Source organism: Streptomyces echinoruber (assembly GCF_014651135.1).
GTDB classification, from domain to species: Bacteria; Actinomycetota; Actinomycetes; order Streptomycetales; family Streptomycetaceae; genus Streptomyces; species Streptomyces echinoruber.
The window spans coordinates 78,800-100,399 of sequence record NZ_BMWH01000028.1 but is presented as its reverse complement, the minus strand read 5'-3'; the positions used below and the strand labels follow the sequence as shown (position 1 = coordinate 100,399).

The 21,600-nt window shown below is 73.1% G+C and carries 22 protein-coding genes and 2 pseudogenes; 17 read left to right on the top strand and 7 right to left on the bottom strand.

The annotated features are described in order from the left end of the window. Positions 1 to 1,135: ATP-binding protein (locus IE225_RS26760; protein ID WP_190060183.1), on the top strand; the 1,135-nt coding region annotated here is incomplete at its 5' end. A gap of 187 nt (positions 1,136 to 1,322) precedes the next feature. Here IE225_RS26760 and IE225_RS26755 read toward each other — a convergent pair. Continuing rightward, positions 1,323 to 2,297: a DeoR/GlpR family DNA-binding transcription regulator gene (locus IE225_RS26755; protein WP_190060182.1), complete on the bottom strand. Its 975-nt coding sequence runs from the start codon at positions 2,295 to 2,297 to the stop codon at positions 1,323 to 1,325. A gap of 178 nt (positions 2,298 to 2,475) precedes the next feature. Next, positions 2,476 to 3,936: pseudogene (locus IE225_RS26750) on the bottom strand (NAD(P)H-quinone dehydrogenase); the annotation flags it as partial. Positions 3,937 to 4,041: 105 nt separating this feature from the next. Between IE225_RS26750 and IE225_RS26745 the strand changes: the two are divergent. From IE225_RS26745 to IE225_RS26735, 3 genes are all read left to right on the top strand, one after another. Next, the gene (locus IE225_RS26745; RefSeq protein ID WP_190060180.1) at positions 4,042 to 4,479 is read left to right on the top strand and encodes a gamma-glutamylcyclotransferase family protein; all 438 of its coding nucleotides are present in this window, start codon (positions 4,042 to 4,044) and stop codon (positions 4,477 to 4,479) included. 316 nt (positions 4,480 to 4,795) lie between these two features. Then, complete coding sequence (locus tag IE225_RS26740; RefSeq protein WP_190060179.1) at positions 4,796 to 5,620, top strand: purine-nucleoside phosphorylase; 825 nt, start codon at positions 4,796 to 4,798, stop codon at positions 5,618 to 5,620. Between the two features lie 146 nt (positions 5,621 to 5,766). Continuing rightward, on the top strand, positions 5,767 to 7,395 hold the full coding sequence (locus IE225_RS26735) for a phospho-sugar mutase (RefSeq protein WP_190060178.1): 1,629 nt from the start codon (positions 5,767 to 5,769) through the stop codon (positions 7,393 to 7,395). A 188-nt stretch (positions 7,396 to 7,583) separates the two neighbouring features. On the opposite strand, the pseudogene IE225_RS26730 reads toward IE225_RS26735, so the two are convergent. After that, positions 7,584 to 7,928: pseudogene (locus tag IE225_RS26730) on the bottom strand (hypothetical protein); the annotation flags it as partial. 148 nt (positions 7,929 to 8,076) lie between these two features. On the opposite strand from IE225_RS26730, the gene IE225_RS26725 reads away from it, so the two are divergent. The 4 genes from IE225_RS26725 (at position 8,077) to IE225_RS26710 (ending at position 9,738) form a co-directional block, all read left to right on the top strand. Then, on the top strand, positions 8,077 to 8,955 hold the full coding sequence (locus tag IE225_RS26725; RefSeq protein ID WP_190060177.1) for a helix-turn-helix domain-containing protein: 879 nt from the start codon (positions 8,077 to 8,079) through the stop codon (positions 8,953 to 8,955). Next, positions 8,952 to 9,161, top strand: a complete 210-nt coding sequence (locus IE225_RS26720; RefSeq protein ID WP_190060176.1) for a DUF397 domain-containing protein — start codon at positions 8,952 to 8,954, stop codon at positions 9,159 to 9,161. Before IE225_RS26725 ends, IE225_RS26720 begins: the two co-directional genes overlap by 4 nt. 80 nt (positions 9,162 to 9,241) lie before the next feature. After that, positions 9,242 to 9,451 carry a DUF397 domain-containing protein gene (locus tag IE225_RS26715; RefSeq protein WP_190060175.1) on the top strand — a complete coding sequence of 70 codons (210 nt, stop codon included), beginning with the start codon at positions 9,242 to 9,244 and terminating at the stop codon, positions 9,449 to 9,451. A gap of 80 nt (positions 9,452 to 9,531) precedes the next feature. Then, the gene (locus IE225_RS26710; RefSeq protein ID WP_190060174.1) at positions 9,532 to 9,738 is read left to right on the top strand and encodes a DUF397 domain-containing protein; all 207 of its coding nucleotides are present in this window, start codon (positions 9,532 to 9,534) and stop codon (positions 9,736 to 9,738) included. Positions 9,739 to 9,766: 28 nt separating this feature from the next. Here IE225_RS26710 and IE225_RS26705 read toward each other — a convergent pair whose 3' ends face one another. Further along, the gene (locus IE225_RS26705) at positions 9,767 to 10,468 is read right to left on the bottom strand and encodes a PH domain-containing protein (RefSeq protein WP_190060173.1); all 702 of its coding nucleotides are present in this window, start codon (positions 10,466 to 10,468) and stop codon (positions 9,767 to 9,769) included. Between the two features lie 188 nt (positions 10,469 to 10,656). Between IE225_RS26705 and deoC the strand changes: the two genes are divergently transcribed. The 3 genes from deoC to IE225_RS26690 are packed head-to-tail and all read left to right on the top strand — an operon-like array spanning position 10,657 to position 14,082. After that, positions 10,657 to 11,613 (top strand): deoxyribose-phosphate aldolase, encoded by a 957-nt coding sequence (gene deoC, locus IE225_RS26700; protein WP_190060194.1) that lies wholly within the window; start codon positions 10,657 to 10,659, stop codon positions 11,611 to 11,613. A gap of 5 nt (positions 11,614 to 11,618) precedes the next feature. Then, positions 11,619 to 13,079, top strand: a complete 1,461-nt coding sequence (locus tag IE225_RS26695) for an aldehyde dehydrogenase family protein (protein ID WP_190060172.1) — start codon at positions 11,619 to 11,621, stop codon at positions 13,077 to 13,079. Then, positions 13,072 to 14,082 (top strand): aldehyde dehydrogenase family protein, encoded by a 1,011-nt coding sequence (locus IE225_RS26690; protein ID WP_229880070.1) that lies wholly within the window; start codon positions 13,072 to 13,074, stop codon positions 14,080 to 14,082. The genes IE225_RS26695 and IE225_RS26690 overlap by 8 nt, the downstream gene beginning before the upstream one ends. 110 nt (positions 14,083 to 14,192) lie before the next feature. On the opposite strand, the gene IE225_RS26685 is transcribed toward IE225_RS26690, so the two are convergent. Further along, positions 14,193 to 14,594, bottom strand: a complete 402-nt coding sequence (locus IE225_RS26685; RefSeq protein ID WP_190060171.1) for a hypothetical protein — start codon at positions 14,592 to 14,594, stop codon at positions 14,193 to 14,195. A 160-nt stretch (positions 14,595 to 14,754) separates the two neighbouring features. On the opposite strand from IE225_RS26685, the gene IE225_RS26680 reads away from it, so the two are divergent. Beyond that, a complete protein-coding gene (locus IE225_RS26680; protein WP_190060192.1) occupies positions 14,755 to 15,360 on the top strand; it encodes a uridine kinase family protein in 606 nt (201 codons plus the stop codon). A 404-nt stretch (positions 15,361 to 15,764) separates the two neighbouring features. Here IE225_RS26680 and IE225_RS26675 read toward each other — a convergent pair whose 3' ends face one another. Further along, positions 15,765 to 16,574: a SigE family RNA polymerase sigma factor gene (locus IE225_RS26675; RefSeq protein ID WP_190060170.1), complete on the bottom strand. Its 810-nt coding sequence runs from the start codon at positions 16,572 to 16,574 to the stop codon at positions 15,765 to 15,767. A 247-nt stretch (positions 16,575 to 16,821) separates the two neighbouring features. Here IE225_RS26675 and afsQ1 point away from each other — a divergent pair, with 247 nt between their 5' ends. The 5 genes from afsQ1 to IE225_RS26650 all read left to right on the top strand — a co-directional run bounded on the left by afsQ1 (position 16,822) and on the right by IE225_RS26650 (position 20,988). Continuing rightward, the gene (afsQ1, locus tag IE225_RS26670; RefSeq protein WP_190060169.1) at positions 16,822 to 17,499 is read left to right on the top strand and encodes a two-component system response regulator AfsQ1; all 678 of its coding nucleotides are present in this window, start codon (positions 16,822 to 16,824) and stop codon (positions 17,497 to 17,499) included. A 143-nt stretch (positions 17,500 to 17,642) separates the two neighbouring features. Then, positions 17,643 to 19,271, top strand: coding sequence for an ATP-binding protein (locus IE225_RS26665; RefSeq protein ID WP_229880084.1), 1,629 nt, complete (start codon positions 17,643 to 17,645; stop codon positions 19,269 to 19,271). Then, positions 19,268 to 19,891 (top strand): hypothetical protein, encoded by a 624-nt coding sequence (locus IE225_RS26660; RefSeq protein WP_190060168.1) that lies wholly within the window; start codon positions 19,268 to 19,270, stop codon positions 19,889 to 19,891. The genes IE225_RS26665 and IE225_RS26660 overlap by 4 nt, the downstream gene beginning before the upstream one ends. Before the next feature lie 250 nt (positions 19,892 to 20,141). Then, entirely contained in the window at positions 20,142 to 20,693 is a 552-nt protein-coding gene (locus tag IE225_RS26655; RefSeq protein ID WP_190060167.1) for a VanZ family protein, read from the top strand. Between the two features lie 94 nt (positions 20,694 to 20,787). Next, on the top strand, positions 20,788 to 20,988 hold the full coding sequence (locus tag IE225_RS26650) for a PspC domain-containing protein (RefSeq protein WP_190060166.1): 201 nt from the start codon (positions 20,788 to 20,790) through the stop codon (positions 20,986 to 20,988). 92 nt (positions 20,989 to 21,080) lie between these two features. Here the strand turns inward: IE225_RS26650 and IE225_RS26645 are convergent, their stop codons facing one another. Beyond that, entirely contained in the window at positions 21,081 to 21,494 is a 414-nt protein-coding gene (locus tag IE225_RS26645; RefSeq protein WP_190060165.1) for an ATP-binding protein, read from the bottom strand. Positions 21,495 to 21,600: the final 106 nt, after the last annotated feature.

The following is a 21,600-nucleotide window of genomic DNA, read 5'->3' as shown; positions in this document are numbered from 1 at the left end:
CGACACCCACGGCAACGTGGTGGTGGTCTCCACCCGGGACTGCTCGCTGCAGCGCCGCCACCAGAAGCTGGTGGAGGAGGCCCCCGCCCCCTACCTGAGCGACGAGCAGCTGGCGGAGCTGTACCGGGCCTCCAAGGCCATCCTGAAGGAGGCCGGCTACGTCGGCGCCGGCACCTGCGAGTTTTTGGTCGGCCAGGACGGCACCATCTCGTTTCTGGAGGTCAACACCCGCCTGCAGGTCGAGCACCCGGTCACCGAGGAGGTCGCCGGCATCGACCTGGTCCGCGAGATGTTCCGCATCGCCGACGGCGAGCCTCTCGGCTACGACGACCCGGTGCTGCGCGGGCACTCCATCGAGTTCCGCATCAACGGCGAGGACCCGGGCCGCAACTTCCTGCCCGCGCCCGGCACGGTGACGAAGTTCGAGGCACCGTCCGGGCCCGGGGTGCGGCTGGACGCGGGGGTGGAGGCCGGCAGTGTGATCGGCCCGGCCTGGGACTCGCTGCTGGCCAAGCTGATCGTCACCGGCCGCACCCGCAAAGAGGCCCTGGAGCGGGCCGCGCGGGCCCTGGACGAGTTCCGCATCGAGGGCATGGCCACCGCGCTGCCCTTCCACCGCAAGGTGGTGCGCGACCCCGCCTTCGCCCCCGAAGTCCACGGTTCCGAGGGCCCGTTCAGCGTGCACACCCGCTGGATCGAGACCGAGTTCACCAACGACATCCCGCCCTTCGCCGCGCCCGCCGAGGCGGCCGAGGCGGAGGCGGAGGCCGGCCGGGAGACGGTCGTGGTCGAGGTCGGCGGCAAGCGCCTGGAGGTCTCCCTGCCCGCCTCCCTGGGCATGTCCCTGGCCCGCACCGGGCTGGCCGCCGGCGCCAGGCCCAAGCGGCGCGCCGCACGCAAGTCCGGCCCGGCCGCCTCCGGCGACACCCTCGCCTCCCCCATGCAGGGCACCATCGTCAAGGTCGCCGTCGAGGAGGGCCAGCAGGTCAAGGAGGGCGACCTCATCGTCGTGCTGGAGGCGATGAAGATGGAACAACCCCTCAACGCCCACAAGTCCGGCACCGTCAAGGGCCTGACCGCCACCGTCGGCGCCGCCATCAGCTCCGGCGCCGCCATTTGTGAAATCAAGGACTGACCCGGCGGACGGGCCGGCAGACAGACGGACAGCGGGGGCTCCCGGCATCGGGAGCCCCCGCTGTCGCTGTCGGGGCGGAGGCGCGCGGCCCGCGGGGCGTGCGTCCATGCGGACTGCCGGGCGTACGTCCGCCGGGGCGCGCGCCCGCGGGACACACCCGCCCCGGCATACGCCCCGCCGCCGTACGTCACCGCCGCCGCAGGTCCGCCACCCGGGCCCGCTGCTCCGCCCCCGTGGGGGCCTGCTCACCCAGTACCCCGGCGCTTCGCAGGCCCGGGGCGCCGGGGTGCTGCCCGCGGCGCGGCCCCGGGAGGGGTACGTCCCGGCGCTGTGCGCGCGCCTGGTTCTGCTCACCCCCCGCCCCGCCGCCCGCGGTCCCGGAAGGGTTCGCGACGGCGATCTGGACGCCCTGGTCGGCGAGCGCCTGCAGCTCGGTGGCCGCCCGCTCCTCGTGCGCGGGCGGCTCGTCGGTGACGAGGCGGGTGATCAGTTCGGTCGGCACGGTCTGGAACATCGTGTCGGTGCCGAGCTTGGTGTGGTCGGCGAGCACGACGACCTCCGCGGCCGCCTGCACCAGCGCGCGGTCGACGGACGCCGACAGCATGTTGGACGTGGACAGGCCGCGCTCGGCGGTCAGGCCACTGCCGGACAGGAAGGCCTTCGACACCCGCAGCCCGTGCAGGGACTGCTCCGCGCCCGAGCCGACGAGGGCGTAGTTGGAGCCGCGGAGCGTGCCGCCGGTCATCACCACCTCCACCCGGTTGGCGTGAGCGAGCGCCTGGGCCACCAGGAGGGAGTTGGTGACGACGGTCAGCCCGGGCACGCGGGCGAGCCGGCGGGCCAGTTCCTGCGTGGTGGTGCCCGCCCCGACCACGATCGCCTCGCCCTCTTCGACGAAGCCGGCGGCGAGGTCGGCGATGGCGGTCTTCTCGGCGGTCGCGAGGTGCGACTTCTGCGGGAAGCCGGATTCGCGGGTGAACCCGCCCGGCAGCACCGCACCGCCGTGCCGGCGGTCGAGGAGTCCTTCTGCCTCCAGCGCGCGCACGTCCCGCCGTACGGTCACTTCGGAGGTCTGGACGACGCGGGCGAGCTCACGGAGCGAGACCGCTCCGTTGGCCCGCACCATTTCGAGGATCAGTTGGCGACGTTCTGCAGCGAACACGAAACTGACAGTAATGCCAACGACCGTCTGGTTTCAGCAGTTTGCGCCGATTAACAGAAGTTGTTCGCACCGTGGGGCGGAAAGTGGTATACGGACGCGGAACGTTCCACCTGTGCCGCCCGCGGGCCCGGCACCCCGCGTGACCAGCGGCGATCCGCCCCCGTGCGGGAGCGGACCGTCAGGCGCCGTCCTCCACCTTGCGGGTGTGGAGCTGCCGGGCCACCTCGGCGATCGACCCCGAAAGGGAGGGGTACACGGTGAACGCGTTCGCGATCTGTTCGACCGTCAGATTGTTGTCGACGGCGATCGAGATGGGGTGGATCAGTTCCGAGGCGCGCGGCGAGACGACCACGCCGCCGACGACGATCCCCGTGCCCGGCCGGCAGAAGAGCTTGACGAAGCCGTCCCGGACGCCCTGCATCTTCGCGCGCGGGTTGCGCAGCAGCGGCAGCTTCACGCACCGGGCGTCGATCCGGCCGGCGTCGACGTCGGCCTGGGTGTAGCCGACGGTGGCGATCTCGGGGTCGGTGAAGACGTTGGAGGAGACGGTCTTGAGGTTGAGCGGGGCCACCGCGGCGCCGAGGAAGTGGTACATGGCGATGCGGCCCTGCATGGCGGCGACGGACGCCAGCGCGAACACGCCGGTGACGTCGCCGGCCGCGTACACGCCCGGAGCCGTCGTGCGCGACACCTTGTCGGTCCAGATGTGACCGGACTCGCGCAGCTTCACCCCGGCCTCCTCCAGGCCGAGCCCGGCGCTGTTGGGGACGGCGCCGACGGCCATGAGGCAGTGGGTGCCGGTGATGACGCGGCCGTCGGCGAGGGTGACCTCGACCCGGTCGCCGACGCGCTTGGCGGACTGCGCGCGGGAGCGGGCCATGACGTTCATGCCGCGACGGCGGAAGACGTCCTCCAGGACGGCGGCGGCGTCCGGGTCCTCGCCGGGCAGCACGCGGTCGCGGGAGGAGACGAGGGTGACGCGGGAGCCGAGGGCCTGGTAGGCGCCGGCGAACTCGGCGCCGGTGACGCCGGAGCCGACCACGATGAGCTCCTCGGGCAGCTCGGTGAGGTCGTAGACCTGGGTCCAGTTCAGGATGCGCTCGCCGTCCGGCCTGGCGTCGGGCAGCTCGCGCGGGTGGCCGCCGGTGGCGATGAGGACGGCGTCGGCGACGAGGGTCTCCTCGCTGCCGTCGGCGGCGGTGACCACGACCTTGCGGGAGCCGTCGAGGGCCTGCTGGCCCACCAGCCGGCCGCGGCCGCGCATGACCCGGGCGCCGGCGCGGGTGACGGAGGCGGTGATGTCGTGCGACTGGGCGAGCGCGAGGCGCTTGACGCGGCGGTTGACCTTGCCGAGGTCGACGCCGACCACGCGGGCGGCCCGCTCCAGCGGCGGGGTGTCGTCGGCGACGATGATGCCCAGCTCCTCGTAGGAGGAGTCGAAGGTGGTCATCACCTCGGCCGTGGCGATCAGGGTCTTCGACGGCACGCAGTCGGTCAGGACCGAGGCCCCGCCGAGCCCGTCGCAGTCGACGACCGTCACCTCCGCACCGAGCTGCGCGGCCACCAGGGCCGCTTCGTATCCGCCGGGTCCGCCACCGATGATCACGATCCGAGTCACGTACTCCATTGTCCCGCACTCCCGCCCGGCCCCCGGCCCCGGGGCCGGGGCGAGGCGCCTCCGTTATCGGTGCGAGGCACCTCTGTTACGCCTGGGACGCGAGTGTCGCTGCCGTACGCTTCACGCATGTCGCTCTACGCCGCGTACGCCGGCAATCTCGACGCGCGGCTGATGTCCCGCCGCGCCCCGCACTCCCCGCTGCGCGCCACCGGCTGGCTCAACGGCTGGCGGCTGACCTTCGGCGGGGAGCAGATGGGCTGGGAGGGCGCGCTCGCCACCATCGTCGAGGACCCGCTCTCCCAGGTCTTCGTCGCGCTGTACGACATCGCCCCCATGGACGAGGACTCCCTCGACCGCTGGGAGGGCGTCGGCCTCGGCGTCTACCGCCGCGTCCGGGTGCGCGTCCACACCCTCGACGGCGAGGAGCCGGCCTGGACCTACGTCCTCGACGCCTACGAGGGCGGCCTGCCCTCGGCCCGCTACCTGGGCGAGATCGCGGACGCGGCGGAGTCGGCGGGGGCGCCGCACGACTACGTGATGGAGCTGCGCAAGCGGCCGTGCTGACGGCTTCCCGAACGCGTCCCGAACGGCTTCCCGAGGAGGCCGGCCGGCCCGCGCGAGACCGGCGCCCTCGTCGCCGGCGTCCGGCCGGGACCGGGCGCGCCTCCTCGGAGGCGATCACCGCAAACCGTCGCCGGGAACGGCCACCGGGAGCGACCACCGCGAACCGTCACCGGGAGCGACCAGCGAAAGCGATCCCCGGAAGCGACCCCCAAGAACGCTCCCCGGAAGCGATCGCCGGAAACGACAAGACAACGATCGCCTTCCCGTGACCTCCCTCATCTACGCGCGTAGGCAAAGACCGGCTACCCTCATCCGCGTGAACGCATCTCTTCTTCCGGAAGACATCCAGGGCGACCCCCACGCGGCCGCGGACGCCGCTGCGGCACGCCTGCGCGAGCTCACGGGCACCGAGACCCACGACGTCGCCCTCGTGATGGGCTCCGGCTGGGCTCCGGCCGTGGACGCGCTCGGGGCACCCCAGTCCGAGCTCCAGGTCACCGAGCTGCCCGGGTTCCCGCCGCCGGCGGTCGAGGGCCACGGCGGGCGGATCCGCTCCTACGCCCTCGGCGACAAGCACGCCCTGGTCTTCCTGGGCCGCACGCACTACTACGAGGGCCACGGTGTCGCCGCCGTCGCCCACGGTGTGCGCACCGCGGTGGCCGCCGGGTGCAAGACGGTGGTGCTCACCAACGGCTGCGGCGGCCTGCGCGAGGGCATGCGCCCCGGCCAGCCCGTCCTGATCAGCGACCACATCAACCTCACCGCGGTCTCCCCCATCGTCGGCGCCCACTTCGTCGACCTCACCGACCTGTACTCGCCGCGCCTGCGCGCCCTGTGCAAGGAGGTCGACCCCACGCTGGAGGAGGGCGTCTACGTCCAGTTCCCCGGCCCCCACTACGAGACCCCGGCCGAGATCCGCATGGCCCGCACCCTCGGCGCGGACCTCGTCGGCATGTCCACGGTCCTGGAGGCCATCGCCGCCCGCGAGGCCGGCGCCGAGGTGCTCGGCATCTCCCTGGTCACCAACCTCGCCGCGGGCATGACCGGCGAGCCCCTCAACCACGAGGAGGTCCTCCAGGCCGGCCGGGACAGCGCGGCGCGGATGGGGTCGCTGCTGGCGCAGGTGCTGCGGAGGCTGTGAGGGGCGGCCGGCAAGGGGCGTCGGCCCCGCCGGCGCCGGGGCCGCGCGGTCCCACATGTCCGCCGGGCGCCCCGACCGCGACGGCGGGCCCGGCATCCTCCGCCGAAGGCAACCCGCACGATCAAGCAACGAGAGGCTGACGAACCGTGCACGACGTGATCGCCCGCGCCCAGGCCTGGCTCGCCGAGGACCCCGACCCGGACACCCGCGCGGAACTCGCCGCCCTGATCGACGCCGGCGACACCGCCGAACTGACCGCACGTTTCTCCGGCACCCTCCAGTTCGGCACCGCCGGCCTGCGCGGCGAGCTGGGCGCCGGCCCGATGCGGATGAACCGCTCGGTGGTGATCCGGGCCGCCGCCGGCCTGGCCGCGTACCTGAGGAAGAAGGGCCACGACGGCGGCCTGGTGGTCATCGGGTACGACGCCCGCCACAAGTCCGCCGACTTCGCCCGCGACACGGCCGCCGTGATGACGGGCGCGGGCCTGCGCGCGGCGGTCCTGCCCCGCCCGCTGCCGACGCCGGTGCTGGCGTTCGCCATCCGCCACCTGGGCGCGGTCGCCGGCGTGGAGGTCACCGCCAGCCACAACCCGCCCCGGGACAACGGTTACAAGGTCTACCTCGGCGACGGCTCCCAGATCGTCCCCCCGGCGGACGGGGAGATCGCCGCCGAGATCGCCGCCGTGCGCAGCCTGCACGACGTGCCCCGCCCGGACGGCGGCTGGGACGTTCTGGACGACGGCGTCCTGGAGGCCTACCTGGCCCGCACGGACGCCGTCCTGGCCAAGGACTCCCCGCGCACGGCCCGCACCGTCTACACGGCGATGCACGGCGTCGGCAAGGACGTGGTGCTGGCCGCCTTCGCCCGCGCCGGCTTCCCGGAGCCGGTGCTGGTCGCCGAACAGGCCGAGCCCGACCCGGACTTCCCCACCGTCGCCTTCCCCAACCCGGAGGAGCCGGGCGCGATGGACCTGGCCTTCGCCAAGGCCCGCGAGAGCGACCCGGACCTGGTCATCGCCAACGACCCGGACGCCGACCGCTGCGCGGTGGCCGTGAAGGACGGCGCCGACTGGCGCATGCTGCGCGGCGACGAGGTGGGCGCGCTGCTCGCCGCCCACCTGGTCCGGCGCGGGGCCACCGGCACCTTCGCGGAGTCGATCGTGTCCTCCTCCCTGCTGGGCCGCATCGCCCGGAAGGCGGGCCTGCGCCACGAGGAGACCCTGACCGGCTTCAAATGGATCGCCCGCGTCGAGGGCCTGCGCTACGGCTACGAGGAGGCCCTCGGCTACTGCGTCGACCCCGACGGCGTACGCGACAAGGACGGCATCACCGCGGCGCTGCTCGTCACCGAGCTGGCGTCGGTCCTGAAGGAGGAGAACCGCACCCTCCTCGACCTCCTGGACGACCTCGCCGTCGAGCACGGCCTGCACGCCACCGACCAGCTCTCGGTGCGGGTGAAGGACCTGTCCCTGATCGCCGACGCGATGCGGCGCCTGCGCGAGCAGCCCCCGACGCACCTCGCCGGCCTGCCCGTGACCCGCCACGAGGACCTCGCCCGGGGCACGGACACCCTCCCGCCCACCGACGGCCTGCGCTACACCCTCGACGGCGCTCGTGTCGTCGTCCGCCCCAGCGGCACCGAGCCCAAGCTCAAGTGCTACCTGGAGGTCGTCGTCCCGGTCACCACCCACGCCGACCTCCCCGCGGCCCGCGCCAGGGCCACCGACCTCCTGACCGCCCTCAAGCGGGACCTGTCGGCAGCGGCGGGCATCTGACCCGCGGCCCCCGCCCCCGCCCGGCGCCCGGCGACCGGCACGCGGCTGTGCGCCGGGCGGGGCGAGCGTCCGCCGTCGAGCGCGGGACGGCGCAACGGCGCGGAAGGAAATCAGCAGGAGCCGTCCGGGCGGCTTCTCCCGGCGCCGCAGGCGTTTTCGGCGCCGCAGGCGTTTTTCCCCTCCGGCTCCCCCCGGACCGCCTTCATGGCCTCGTCCAGGACGGTGCTCAGCTCTCGCAGGGCTTCCTGGGCGACGACGGAATCTTCGTGCTCCAGATCGCTCTTGGCGCGAGCGTGACGCATGGCCAGGTCGGGGCGCCGGGCGATCTCGATGTCCCTGGCCCAGGCCAGGACCCAGCTCCGCACAGGGCCCAGGGACTGCCACTCGACCGCCTTGGCGAAGGCCTCGTCCTTCGTGGCCTGCATCTCGTCCAGGCGACCGGGGTCGACCGCGGCGAGTGCCGCGCGCAGTGCCTCCGGGGTCCGCCGGGGGCGGGGAATCAGCTCGCGTCCGTGATCGGCCCGCATACTCATGGTGTCCTCCGTGACTGCCGCGGCCAGGGTGTCCGGGCGGGTTTGCCCATACACGCCACCTGGCGCGGTGGCTCCGCCCTACCGTGAGGGATAACGCATCCGGACCATGCGGTTACTTTCCGGATTCAGCACGACGGAGGGGCACGGGATGACGACGGTCGAGACGGACGCGGAGCGGCTCGTCGGCGAGACGGACGAGCCGGGGTGGGAGGTGGACCCGGACGACGAGTGGGGGCTGGCGGTCATCGCCACCGTGGGGCGGCAGTTGCGGCTGCGCCGGGAGGCCGCGGGCCTGCGCGCCGCCGACTTCGCCAAGGCCCTCGGCTACGGCGAGGACCTCATCTACAAGATCGAGGGCGGGAAACGGATCCCCCGGCCCGAGTACCTGGACAAGGCCGACGAGGTCCTGGGGGCGGGCGGGCTGCTCGCCGCGATGAAGGAGGACGTCAAGAAGGTCCGGTATCCGAAGCAGGTACGGGACCTGGCACAGATGGAGGCCAGGGCGGTCGAGCTGGGTGTGTACGTCGGGCTCAGCATCCATGGCCTGTTGCAGACGCCCGAGCACGCGCGGGCACTGTTCGAGGCGCGGCAGCCTCCCTACACGGAGGACGAGGTGGAGCGCATGGTGGCCGCCCGCATGGCGAGAAAGGCGATCTTCGAGCGGTCACCCTCGCCGGCGCTGAGCTTCGTGCTGGAAGAGGCGCTGTTGCGTCGCCGGGTGGGAGGCACAATGGTGTGGCGCCGCCAGCTCGAACACTTGCTGGAGGTGGCCCAGTTGCGCAACGTGACGTTCCAGGTGATGCCGACGGAGACCGATGCCCACCCAGGCGTGGACGGCAAGATCGAGGTGCTGAAGTTTGGAGACGGCACGGCAGTGGGCCGCTCCGAGGGCGCCTTCAACGGTCGGCCGACGTCCGATCCGAAGCAGCTCCGGATCCTTGAACTGCGGTATGGCATCATCCGGGCCCAGGCCCTCACGCCAGGGGAGTCAGTCGCTTTCATCGAGCAAGTGCTAGGAGAGACATGATCCGCAAAGCCTCCGCCGGTGACGCCTCCGAACTGGCGTGGTTCAAGAGCAGCTACAGCGACGGCACCGAAGGCGACTCCTGCGTCGAGGTCGCCATAACCCCCCGCGCCATCCACATCCGCGACTCCAAGAACGTCGAGGGCCCCCGCCTCGCCGTCACACCGACCGCCTGGGCGGATTTCGCGACGTACGCTGCCGGGCGCTGATCCCGGTCTCCACATCGCTGGTGCGTGCGCTCACGCGCACGGCGGTCACCATGCGTCATATACCAACCGCTGGGGGGTACGTGATCCGCAAAGCCTCCGCCGGAGACGCTTCCGAACCGGCATGGTTCAAGAGCAGCTACAGCAGCGGTCCTGACGGCGACTCCTGCATCGAAATCGCCACGACTTCTTCCACTGTCCACATACGCGACTCCAAGAACATCAACGGCCCCCGCCTCGCCGTCACGCCGACTGCTTGGGCGGAATTCGTGACGTACGCGGGCGGACGCTGATCCCGGTTTCCGTACGCCAGCGCATGCGCTCACACAGCACAGGAGTCACTGTGTGTCATCGATCAACCAGTGAGGGAAACGTGATCCGCAAAGCCTCCGCCGGTGACGCCTCCGCACTGGTGTGGTTCAAGAGCAGCCACAGCGACAGCAGCGACATCAACGACTGTGTCGAGGTCGCCATGACCCCCCGCACGATCCACGTCCGCGATTCCAAGAACGCCTCCGGCCCCCGGCTCGCCCTCTCCCCCGCTACCTGGGCCGGTTTCATCACGCACGTGACACGGTGAGCGCGGACCGCGCGCGCCCGTCCCGCGGTCACCCCGTCGCCAGCAGGACGGCCAGCAGCACGGCTCCGGCCGCCGCCGGGCCCAGCACCTCGTACGCCCACCGTACGGTGATCTCGCCCTGCGCGGATTCGGCGTCCTGCCGGGTCTCGTGGAGTTCCCGCAGGTCGTCCATGATCTTGTCGGTCTCGGCGCGGACGGGTCCCGTGTCGGCCGCGCCGGTGCCGGCCGACCACGGGTCCCGGCCCCCGGCGAGGGTACGGCCCCCGGCAAGGGTGCGGCGGCCGGCCGGGTCGTCCCCGGCGATCCGGCGCGCCTCCTGCCGGGCCGCCTTCTTGCGGGCCCGCAGCGAGACCGGGATGGCCCAGAGCTGGTACTTCTTGCCGGACTTGGCGACGACCTCGTTGGAGTAGCCGGAGCGCAGGACGGCGACCTGGCCCCAGGGCAGGACGACGACGCGGAAGGGGTTGCGGACGCGCAGCCGGTCGTCGTTGGCGTACACCGCGGGCCGCAGGGTGAAGGCGGTCACGAGCGGCACCACGAGGAGCAGCGCGGCGAGCGCGAGCCACGGCGTGCGGCCGGTGCCGGAGACGATGGCGTCGATGCCGAGCCAGGCGCCGATGGCGAGCAGCAGGACGCCGCCGGCGATGCCCGCGGAGGAGCGGTGGACGCGATCCTGCACGGCGGGGACCGGCGGCTGCGGCGCGGGGGACGGGTGCTCCGGGGTGGTCATGGTCCCGATTGTGCCCGACGCCGCCGGCGGCGCCCCGGCCGGTGCGTCCACGGCCGGGCAGTGCCGGGCGGTGCCGGGCAGTGCCGAGCGGCGCCGGGCAGTACCGGACGGTGCCGGTCGGCGCCCGGGAAGACGGCCGCCCCACCCTGTACAGCCGCTACGCGCGTAGATATGCTCGCCTGGTGACCATGTCCACCACTGCACCAGCACACCCGCTCCAAGACGTCACCGCGTCCGACGGCACGCTGCGCCGCTTCCTGCACGGGCTGCCCGGCGTCGACGCGGTCGGCCTGGAGGCGCGCGCCGCCTCGCTCGGCACCCGTTCCATCAAGACCACCGCGAAGGCGTACGCCCTCGACCTGGCCATCTCGATGGTCGACCTGACGACGCTGGAGGGCGCGGACACCCCGGGCAAGGTCCGGGCGCTCGGCGCCAAGGCGGTCCGCCCCGACCCGACCGACCGCACCACGCCCTCGACGGCCGCGGTGTGCGTCTACCCCGATCTGGTGGCCGTCGCCAAGGAGGCCGTCGCGGGCTCCGGCGTGAAGGTGGCCTCCGTCGCCACCGCCTTCCCCGCCGGCCGCGCGGCGCTGTCGGTGAAGCTCGCGGACGTGCGCGAGGCCGTCGCCGCGGGCGCCGACGAGGTCGACATGGTCATCGACCGCGGCGCCTTCCTCGCGGGCCGGTACCTGAAGGTGTACGACGAGATCGTCGCCGTGAAGGAGGCCTGCGGCCCGCACGCCCGCCTGAAGGTCATCTTCGAGACCGGCGAGCTGTCGACGTACGACAACATCCGCCGCGCGAGCTGGCTCGCCATGCTGGCCGGGGCCGATTTCATCAAGACCTCCACCGGCAAGGTCGCCGTCAACGCCACCCCGGCCAACACGCTGCTGATGCTGGAGGCGGTGCGCGACTTCCGCGCGGCCACCGGCGTGCAGGTCGGGGTGAAGCCGGCCGGCGGCATCCGGACCGCCAAGGACGCGATCAAGTTCCTGGTGCTGGTCAACGAGACGGCGGGCGCGGACTGGCTGGACCCGCACTGGTTCCGCTTCGGCGCCTCCTCCCTCCTCAACGACCTGCTGATGCAGCGTCAGAAGCTGGCCACCGGCCGCTACTCCGGCCCCGACTACGTGACGGTGGACTGATCACCATGACGACGGACAACGGCGGCAAGCGGCCCGCCGCCTTCGAGTACGCCCCCGCCCCCGAGTCGCGCGCGATCGTCGACATCGCGCCGTCCTACGGCCTGTTCATCGACGGCGAGTTCACCGAGGGCGCCCAGGGCAGGGTCTTCAAGACCGTCTCGCCCAGCACCGAGGAGGTGCTGTCGGAGGTCACCCAGGCCGACGAGACCGACGTGGACCGCGCGGTCGCGGCCGCCCGCCGGGCCTTCGGGACGTGGTCCGCGCTGCCCGGCTCCGAGCGCGCCAAGTACCTCTTCCGCATCGCCCGCATCATCCAGGAGCGCAGCCGCGAACTGGCGGTCCTGGAGACCCTGGACAACGGCAAGCCGATCCGGGAGACCAGGGACGTCGACCTGCCCCTGGTCGCCGCGCACTTCTTCTACTACGCCGGCTGGGCCGACAAGCTCTCCTACGCCGGTTTCGGCCCCGACCCGCGCCCGCTGGGCGTGGCCGGCCAGGTCATCCCCTGGAACTTCCCGCTGCTGATGCTGGCGTGGAAGATCGCCCCGGCGCTCGCGACCGGCAACACCGTCGTGCTGAAGCCGGCGGAGACGACCCCGCTGTCCGCGCTGTTCTTCGCGGACGTCTGCCGCCAGGCGGGCCTGCCGAAGGGCGTCGTCAACATCGTCACCGGCGACGGCCGCACCGGCGCCGCGCTCGTCGCGCACCCGGACGTGGACAAGGTGGCCTTCACCGGCTCGACGGCCGTCGGCAAGGAGATCGCCCGCACCGTCGCCGGCACCCGCAAGAAGCTCACCCTCGAACTCGGCGGCAAGGGCGCCAACATCGTCTTCGACGACGCCCCGATCGACCAGGCCGTCGAGGGCATCGTCAACGGCATCTTCTTCAACCAGGGCCAGGTCTGCTGCGCCGGTTCGCGCCTGCTGGTGCAGGAGTCGATCCACGACGAGCTGCTGGACGCCCTCAAGCGGCGGCTGTCCACCCTGCGGCTCGGCGATCCGCTGGACAAGAACACCGACATCGGCGCGATCAACTCCGCCGAGCAGCTCGCCCGGATCACCGACCTCGCCGACCGGGGCGAGGCGGAGGGCGCCGAGCGCTGGACCGTGCCCTGCGAACTGCCGTCCTCCGGCTACTGGTTCGCGCCGACGCTGTTCACCAACGTCACCCAGGCGCACACCATCGCCCGGGACGAGATCTTCGGACCCGTCCTGTCCGTGCTGACCTTCCGCACCCCCGAGGAGGCCGTCGCCAAGGCCAACAACACCCCCTACGGCCTCTCGGCCGGCGTCTGGACCGAGAAGGGCTCGCGGATTTTGGCCGTCGCGAACAAGCTGCGCGCCGGCGTCGTGTGGTCCAACACGTTCAACAAGTTCGACCCGACCTCGCCGTTCGGCGGTTACAAGGAGTCGGGCTTCGGCCGCGAGGGCGGCCGCCACGGCCTGGAGGCGTACCTCGATGTCTGACACGTCCGAGAAGACCGGGAACACCGGGAACGCTGGGAAGACCGGGAGCACCGGGAACCCTGGGAAGACCGGGAGCACCGGGAAGATCGAGAAGACCGGAAGGACCGGGAAGGCCGGGAAGACCGAGCGGCTCTCCGTCTTCAAGACCTACAAGCTGTACGTGGGCGGGAAGTTCCCGCGTTCCGAGAGCGGCCGGGTGTACGAGGTGACGGACTCACAGGGCAAGTGGCTGGCCAACGCGCCCCTGGCCTCCCGCAAGGACGCCCGGGACGCGGTGGTCGCCGCCCGCAAGGCGTTCGGCGCCTGGTCGGGCGCGACGGCGTACAACCGGGGGCAGATCCTCTACCGGATCGCGGAGATGCTGGAGGGCCGCCGGGAGCAGTTCGCGCGGGAGGTCGCCGACGCCGAGGGCCTGAGCGGGTCCGAGGCGGCGGCGGTGGTGGACGCGACGATCGACCGCTGGGTCTGGTACGCGGGCTGGACCGACAAGATCGCCCAGGTGGTCGGCGGCGGCAACCCGGTCGCGGGCCCCTTCTTCAACCTCTCCACTCCCGAGCCGACCGGCGTGGTGGCCGTCCTGGCCCCGCAGGAGTCGTCGTTCCTCGGCCTGGTCTCCGTCGTCGCCCCGGTGATCGCCACCGGCAACACGGCGGTCGTGGTGGCGAGCGAGCGGCGCCCGCTGCCGGCACTGTCGCTGGGCGAGGTCCTGGCCACCTCCGACCTGCCCGGCGGTGTCGTCAACGTCCTCTCCGGCCGTACGGCCGAGATCGCCGCGCCACTCGCCGCGCACCAGGACGTCAACGCCATCGACCTGGCGGGCGCCGACGAGGAGCTGGCGAAGGAACTGGAGATCGCCGCGGCCGACAACCTCAAGCGAGTGCTCCGCCCGCGGCCCGTGGACTACTCCGCCGTGCCGGGCATCGAGCGCATGACCGCGTTCCTGGAGACCAAGACGGTCTGGCACCCGACAGGATCGCTGGGCGCGTCGGGTTCGTCGTACTGACCCACGGCCTGCCCCGCGACCTGACCCGCGGCCCGGCGGAGCACCACGGCGTACCGCACAGCCGCACCCCGGCCGGGGTGCGGCTGTGCGCCTGCCGCGCCGGGTCGGCGTCAGCCCAGCAGGCCCATCGCCTGCCCCAGCACCGGCACCGCCCCGAGGGACGGCGCCTGCGCCACCGGACCGGTCAGCGCCTTGGACTCCAGCGGCCGGAAGTCGCTGATCCGGGTGCTCACACCGTTGTCGAGGGGGTCGACGCCGGTGCCGGCGAGGGGGTTGGGCTTGAGCCCCTGGACCGCCCCGGTGGCGTACCGCGCGCTGCCGAGCGTGCCGCGCAGGCCGGCCTCCGGGTCGATCCGTCCGGTGTCCACGGGCCGGTGGTGCGGGCCGGGCGCGGCGGACAGGCCGTCCGCGGCGGCCGTCGCCGCGCCCGCGCCGACGGCGATGCCCGCGGACACGAGGACGACCAGGGCCCGGCGGGCGGCGGGAGTCGGGAGGGAGGCGTGTCGAGCCATTGCTGGTGCCACCTTCTGCTGCACAGGGTGATGATGTCCGCACGAAGGGTAGTTGAGGTGTGACGCACGCGCCAAAGCCGACCCGCGGGCTCGGCAGGGTGTCCACCATGCGTCAAACTGGTGTTCCGTGAGCCTTCATCCCCCGTCACCGGCCCGTGTCGTGCTGCTGTGCGGCCCCTCGGGTTCGGGCAAGTCCCTCGCCGCCGCCCGCTCCGGGCTGCCGGTCCTGCGTCTCGACGACTTCTACAAGGAGGGCGACGACCCGACCCTGCCGCTGGTGGAGGGGAGTTCGGACATCGACTGGGACCATCCGCTGTCGTGGGACGCGGATGTCGCCGTCGAGGCGATCGCCCGGCTGTGCGCCACGGGCTCCGCCACCGTCCCGGTCTACGACATCGCCCGCAGCGCCCGCACCGGCGAGACCACGCTGCACCTCGGCGGGAGCCCGCTGTTCGTGGCCGAGGGCGTCTTCGCCGCCGAGATCGTGCGGCGCTGCCGGGAACTCGGGGTGCTCGCCGACGCGCTGTGCCTGACCCGCGGCCCGCTCACCACGTTCCGCCGCCGCTTCCTGCGGGACGTGCGGGAGGGCCGCAAGTCGGTGCCGTTCCTGCTGCGGCGCGGCTGGCGCCTGATGCGCGCCGAGCGCTCCATCGTCGCCCACCAGGTCGCCCTCGGCGCCCACCCCTGCGACCTCGACGAGGCTTTGGACCGGCTGGCGGCCGCGGCGGACGGCGGCCGGGCGCGGACCGCGCCGACGGCGGCGTGACGGCTGCGGGAACCACGAAAACCACGGGAGCCGCGGGAACCGCAGGGACTCGCACGGAAGGCACGGGAGAGACGGGAGACACGGGAGGCGCATGACGGCTCCGCGGCCGTACGGGCCTGCCGGAGCCGGGACAGCAGAAAGCGGAAACGGAAAGCGGGAAACGGACAGCAGGCAACGGAAAGGGAAAGCGGGGCCGGACGGGCCCCCCTCGGCCCTCCAGCCCCGCTCCCCGGTGCTCCCCCCAGAGCTCCCCCGTGTTCCCGAACCCCCCTCGGGCTTCCCTTTTCCTTCTCCCCTTGCGATTCCCCCGTGTTGTGGTTCCCCCCGCGGTTCCCCCTGGCTCCGCGCGGTCCCCCGTGGTTCCCCCGTGCTTCTCCCCCGGTCCTCCGGCCGAACCGCCGCGCTCAGGCGACGAGTTCGCCGAAGGACTCCGTCTCGTCACGGCCGAAGCTGAGGGCCTGGTCCTCGCGCAGCCGGCGCAGGGAGCGCCAGATGCTGGACTTGACCGTGCCGACGCTGATGCCGAGGATCTCCGCGATCTCCGGGTCCGTGCGGCCCTCGTAGTAGCGCAGGACCAGCATGGTGCGCTGGAGCTCGGGCAGCCGGGCCAGCGCCTGCCACAGGACCGCGCGCAGCTCGGTGCCGCGCATCGCGTCCGTGTCGCCGGGCGTCTCCGGCAGTTCCTCGGTCGGGTACTCGTTGAGCTTGCGGCGCCGCCAGGCGCTGATGTGCAGGTTGGTCATGGTGCGGCGGAGGTATCCGCCGACCGCCGCCTTGTCGCTGATCCGGTCCCACGCCCGGTACGTCGAGAACAGCGCGTTCTGCAGCAGGTCCTCGGCCTCGAAGCGGTCGCCGGTCAGGTGGTAGGCGGTGGCGTACAGGGAGGCGCGGCGCTCCTGGACGTAGGCGGTGAACTCCGCCTCCGACAGGGAGCGGCGCTCCCCCGATGCCTCCCCGTACGCGCTTCCCCCGCTGTCCCCCGTCTCCCCCGTGGGCCTTCCCCCCGTGTGCGCGTCAACCACCGACATGTACGCGGTGCCGCCATGTGCGGTGTGCTGACGCCCGGCGCCACGAGCACATCCCCGCCCTCCCCCGAGCTCTCGGTTCCGCTCGAGCAGGGAGGTGCCGCCGGCTCCGGACTTCTCCGTGTTCCGGGTCACGTCGTGCAGACGCGTGACCACTGCGCTGGTGCTGATGCCGTGCAGCGTGTTCATCTCGCGCCCCCCGTCGTGGACTTCCGGTTTCCGGCTGTTTCCTTGCCTGTGCCGAAAAGCTTGCCGCGGCCACTTCATCGCCGTGTCCGCCGACTGTCACAGGCCTGTCACAGGGGTCCGGGCCGCTCTCCCGCAGCTCAGCCGCGCCGCACGGTCCGCGCACGGCCGGGCACGCTGCGCGCACGGCGCCGTACGGGTGACGTACGGGTGTCGCAGCCCCGCCCCGCCATGGGCCAGAATGAGCCCTGTGCCTTCCCTGTTGCTGATCGAGGACGACGACGCCATCCGTACGGCCCTGGAACTGTCGCTGACGCGCCAGGGGCACCGCGTGGCCACGGCCGCCTCCGGTGAGGACGGCCTGAAGATGCTGCGCGAGCAGCGGCCGGACCTGATCGTGCTGGACGTGATGCTGCCCGGCATCGACGGCTTCGAGGTGTGCCGGCGCATCCGGCGCACGGACCAGTTGCCGATCATCCTGCTGACCGCGCGCAGCGACGACATCGACGTCGTGGTCGGCCTGGAGTCCGGCGCGGACGACTACGTCGTCAAGCCCGTGCAGGGACGGGTGCTGGACGCCCGGATCCGGGCCGTGCTGCGGCGCGGCGAGCGGGAGTCCAACGACTCCGCCGTCTTCGGCAACCTCGTCATCGACCGCGCGGCGATGACGGTCACCAAGAACGGCCAGGACCTGCAGCTGACGCCGACCGAGCTGCGGCTGCTGCTGGAGCTGAGCCGGCGTCCGGGGCAGGCGCTGTCCCGGCAGCAGCTGCTGCGGCTTGTGTGGGAGCACGACTACCTCGGCGACTCCCGCCTGGTCGACGCGTGCGTGCAGCGGCTGCGCGCCAAGGTCGAGGACGTGCCGTCGTCCCCGACGCTGATCCGCACCGTCCGCGGTGTCGGCTACCGCCTGGACCCGCCTCAGTGACTTCTCCGCACGTGTCAGAACAGCACGCAGAACAGCACGCGGACCGGCGCACCGGCCGGCCGGCCGACCAGCAGACCGACCAGCAGACCGACCAGCGGACCGACCAGCAGGAGGGCGCCCGCGGCTGGGCCGCGCGCGGGGCGCTGTCCCGGCTGCGCTTCACCAGCCTGCGGCTGCGCCTGGTCGTCGTCTTCGCCCTGGTCGCGCTGACCGCCGCCGTGTCGGCGTCCGGCATCGCGTACTGGCTCAACCGCGAGGCCGTCCTCACCCGCGCCCAGGACGCGGTACTGCGCGACTTCCAGCAGGAGATGCAGAACCGCGCCGGCGCCCTGCCCGTCCACCCCACACAGGACGAACTGCAGCGCACCGCCGGGCAGATGGCCAGCGGCAGCCAGCACTTCAGCGTGCTGCTGGTCGCCACCGACCCCGGCGGGCGCACGGCGTACGGCACCTCCGGCGGCCTGAACGGCTTCTCCCTCAAGGACGTGCCGAAGCCGCTGCGCGCCGCGGTGAACCGGCAGCAGAAGGTCACCTCCGCCAACAAGTCGCCCTACCACCTGTACTGGCAGCGGGTCGTCGACCACGGCACCCCGTACCTGGTCGCGGGGACACGGGTGATCGGCGGCGGGCCCACCGGCTACATGGTCAAGTCGCTGGAGCCGGAGGCCAAGGACCTCAACTCGCTGGCCTGGTCCCTGGGCATCGCCACCGGCCTGGCGCTGATCGGCTCCGCGCTGCTGGCGCAGGCCGCCGCGTCCACCGTGCTCAAGCCCGTGCAGCGGCTCGGCGTCGCCGCCCGCCGGCTCGGCGAGGGCAAGCTGGACACCCGGCTGCGGGTCTCCGGCACCGACGAACTCGCCGATCTGTCGCGGACGTTCAACAACGCGGCGGAAGCGCTGGAGAAGCGGGTCGCGGAGATGGCCGCGCGGGACGAGGCCTCCCGCCGCTTCGTCGCCGACATGTCGCACGAGCTGCGCACCCCGCTGACCGCCATCACCGCCGTCACCGAAGTGCTGGAGGAGGAACTGGAGATGGAGGGCGGCGGCATCGACCCGATGATCGAGCCCGCCGTACGCCTGGTGATCAGCGAGACCCGGCGCCTGAACGACCTGGTCGAGAACCTGATGGAGGTCACCCGCTTCGACGCGGGCACCGCCCGGCTCGTCCTGGACGACGTCGACATCGCCGACCAGATCACCGCCTGCATCGACGCCCGCGCCTGGCTCGACGCCGTGGAACTCGACGCCGAGCGCGGCATCCACGCCCGCCTCGACCCCCGCCGCCTCGACGTGATCCTCGCCAACCTCATCGGCAACGCCCTCAAGCACGGCGGCTCGCCGGTGCGGGTCTCCGTGCGGGAGGCGGACGACGAGATCGTGATCCGGGTGCGCGACCACGGACCCGGCATCCCCGAGGACGTCCTGCCGCACGTCTTCGACCGCTTCTACAAGGCCAGCGCCTCCCGGCCGCGCTCCGAGGGCAGCGGCCTGGGCCTGTCCATCGCCCTGGAGAACGCCCACATCCACGGCGGCGAGATCACCGCCGCCAACTCCCCCGAGGGCGGCGCGGTGTTCACCCTGCGGCTGCCGCGGGACGCGTCCGCGCTGACCGGGCGGCCGGCCGAGGAGGACAAGGACGGGAAGCAGGCGAGCGGGACCGGAGGGGAGCCGGCCGCTTCCTCGCCCTCGCCCTCGGCCGCACCCCAGCCCCAACCCCCGTCCCCGTCTCAGGAGCAGGGCGGCGGGCAGGACCCCACCCGGGAGGAGGCGTGAGGACCGTACGCAGCGCACGGACCGTGCGCCGACTGCTCGCCCTACCGCTGCTCGCCGCGCTGGCCGCCGGATGCGGCATCCGGGCCACAAAGGTGCCGACGGACTTCGGCGCGGCGCCCTCCCGGGTGCCGTGCTCGCAGACCGGGCCGGAACCGTCGGTGCAGTCCTCGCACGGGGTGCCGGTGCGGGTGTTCCTGCTGTGCGGCTCGCAACTGGTCGCCGTGGACCGCACCGTGCGCGTCCCGGCGGGCACGGCGGACGCCCGGCGGCGCGCCATCGTCGCGCAGGGGCTGCTCGACCAGCTCGCGGCGGCCCCGTCGGCCGGCGAGCGGGGAGCCGGGTACACGACGCACGTGCCCGGCGGGATGACGGTCACCGGCCCCGGCCCCGGGGACCCCGAGGAGACCCTGCGGCTGAGCACCGCGCCGGAGGAGCTGACGCCGTACGCCCTCGCCCAGCTCGTGTGCACCTTCTCCGACTCGGCCGCGGCCGAGGGCGACGGCTCGGTGGTGCTGGGCGGCCCCGGCACGCAGCCGCCGCGCCGCTACTCCTGCACGTCCGACGTCCGCACCCGCCCGGGAACGGTGAAACCGCCGTCGAGCGAGGTCGTGCCGGGCTGAGCCGCGCACCGGGACGGGCCGGGTGCTGGGATGGGCGCCGGACCGGGCCGGGCGCACCGGGCGGCCGGAAGGACCCGGCGGGCCGTGGGTCGGAAAGAACCGGCGCGCCGGGAGCCGGAGAGAACCAGTAGGGGGAAAGAACCGGGAGCCGGAGAGAACCAGGAGCCGGAAAGGCCCGGCGCACCAGGACCCGGCGCACCAGGACCCGGCGGACCGGAACCGGAGGCGCCGGGGGCGCGTCTAGGGGGGCGTGCAGCGTCAAGGTTCCGTCGGCGGCAGCGCCGCGCTCCGCATCCGTGTGGCCGGAGGTGTCCTCCTCGTCGCCCATCTCGCGCTGGTCGCCTGGCTCACGCTGCGTCCGCTGGACGTCCCCTGGGTGCGGCCCGCCAACCTGCGGCCGCTGGCGGGCCTCCGGGCCGACCTCGCCCTCGGCTGGCCGGAGGCGGGCCTGCGGATCGGCGAGGGGCTGGCGCTGCTCGCGCCGCTGGGCGTGCTGCTGCCCATGGCGCACGGCCGGCTCGCCGTCTCCCCGCTCGCGTCGCTGCTGCGCACGATGGCCGCCGGCGCGCTGCTCTCCCTCGGCATCGAGCTGCTGCAGACCGGAGTGCCGGGCCAGGTCACGGACGTCGACGCGCTGCTGCTGAACACGGTGGGGGTGGCGCTCGCGCACGCCGCCGTGGTACCCGCCGCCCGGGCCCGGCTGCGCCGCAGGGCGCAGCGGGCGGGCCGGCCGGCCGACCGCCGGGAGGAGCCGGCTCAGGGTCCGACCCCGACGTTTCCCAGGGTCGGGATCGCACCGTAGAGCGACGCTTCGCCCGCTTCGTCACCCTACCGTGGAGTCATGAGCGGAGGCAGCCGACGGGGGCCTCCCGCCGACGTCCACGAAGGAGCCCGCGATGACCTCCCTGGTCCGCCCCACCCACGGCCGCATGATCGGCGGCGTGTGCGCCGCGCTGGCCCGGCGCTTCGGCACGTCCGCGACGACGATGCGCGTGATCTTCCTGCTGTCCTGCCTGCTGCCGGGCCCGCAGTTCCTGCTCTACCTGGCGCTGTGGATCCTGCTGCCGTCGGAGGACAAGACCCGCACCGCCTGGTGACCGGGCGGTCCGCCCGCGGGAACACCGCGGAAACACCGTTGGGGCGCGCCCGTGACAGGGTGCGCCCCAACGGCATGTGGGGGGACGGTGGTTCAGTTGCCGACCGGCAGTCCGTTGACGCCGACGCCGCGCATCGGCAGGCCCTGCACCGGCAGGCCGCCGAGCAGCCGGTCCACCGGTGCGGCGAGGCCGTCCTCCAGGAGGCGCTCGGCGACCGGCTCCGCGGTGGCCAGTCCGCGCTCGGCCACCGGCCCGGTGGCGGCCAGTCCACGTTCGGCGACCGGCTTCGCGGTGGCCGGCCCGCGTTCGGCCACCGGACGGGCCCGGCCGAGTGCCCCGCCGCCCGGGACCGCGGCGGAGAGCCGCTCCGCCGGGAGCGTCCTGCCCGCGGTATCCAGGACCGGTCCGGCGTCGGGAAGAGCGGCGTGGGCGGCACCGGCGCCGCTCGCGGCGAAAACGGCACCGAGAGCGGCGACACCGAGGGTCTTGGCAGCAGGCAGCTTCATGGTGAGTGCGTCCTTGAGGGAGCCCGGAGGGGGATGACGGGGAGGAGCGGGTCACGACCCAAACACGGCGCACCGCTCACCGCAAACACCGGAATGCGGACGACCG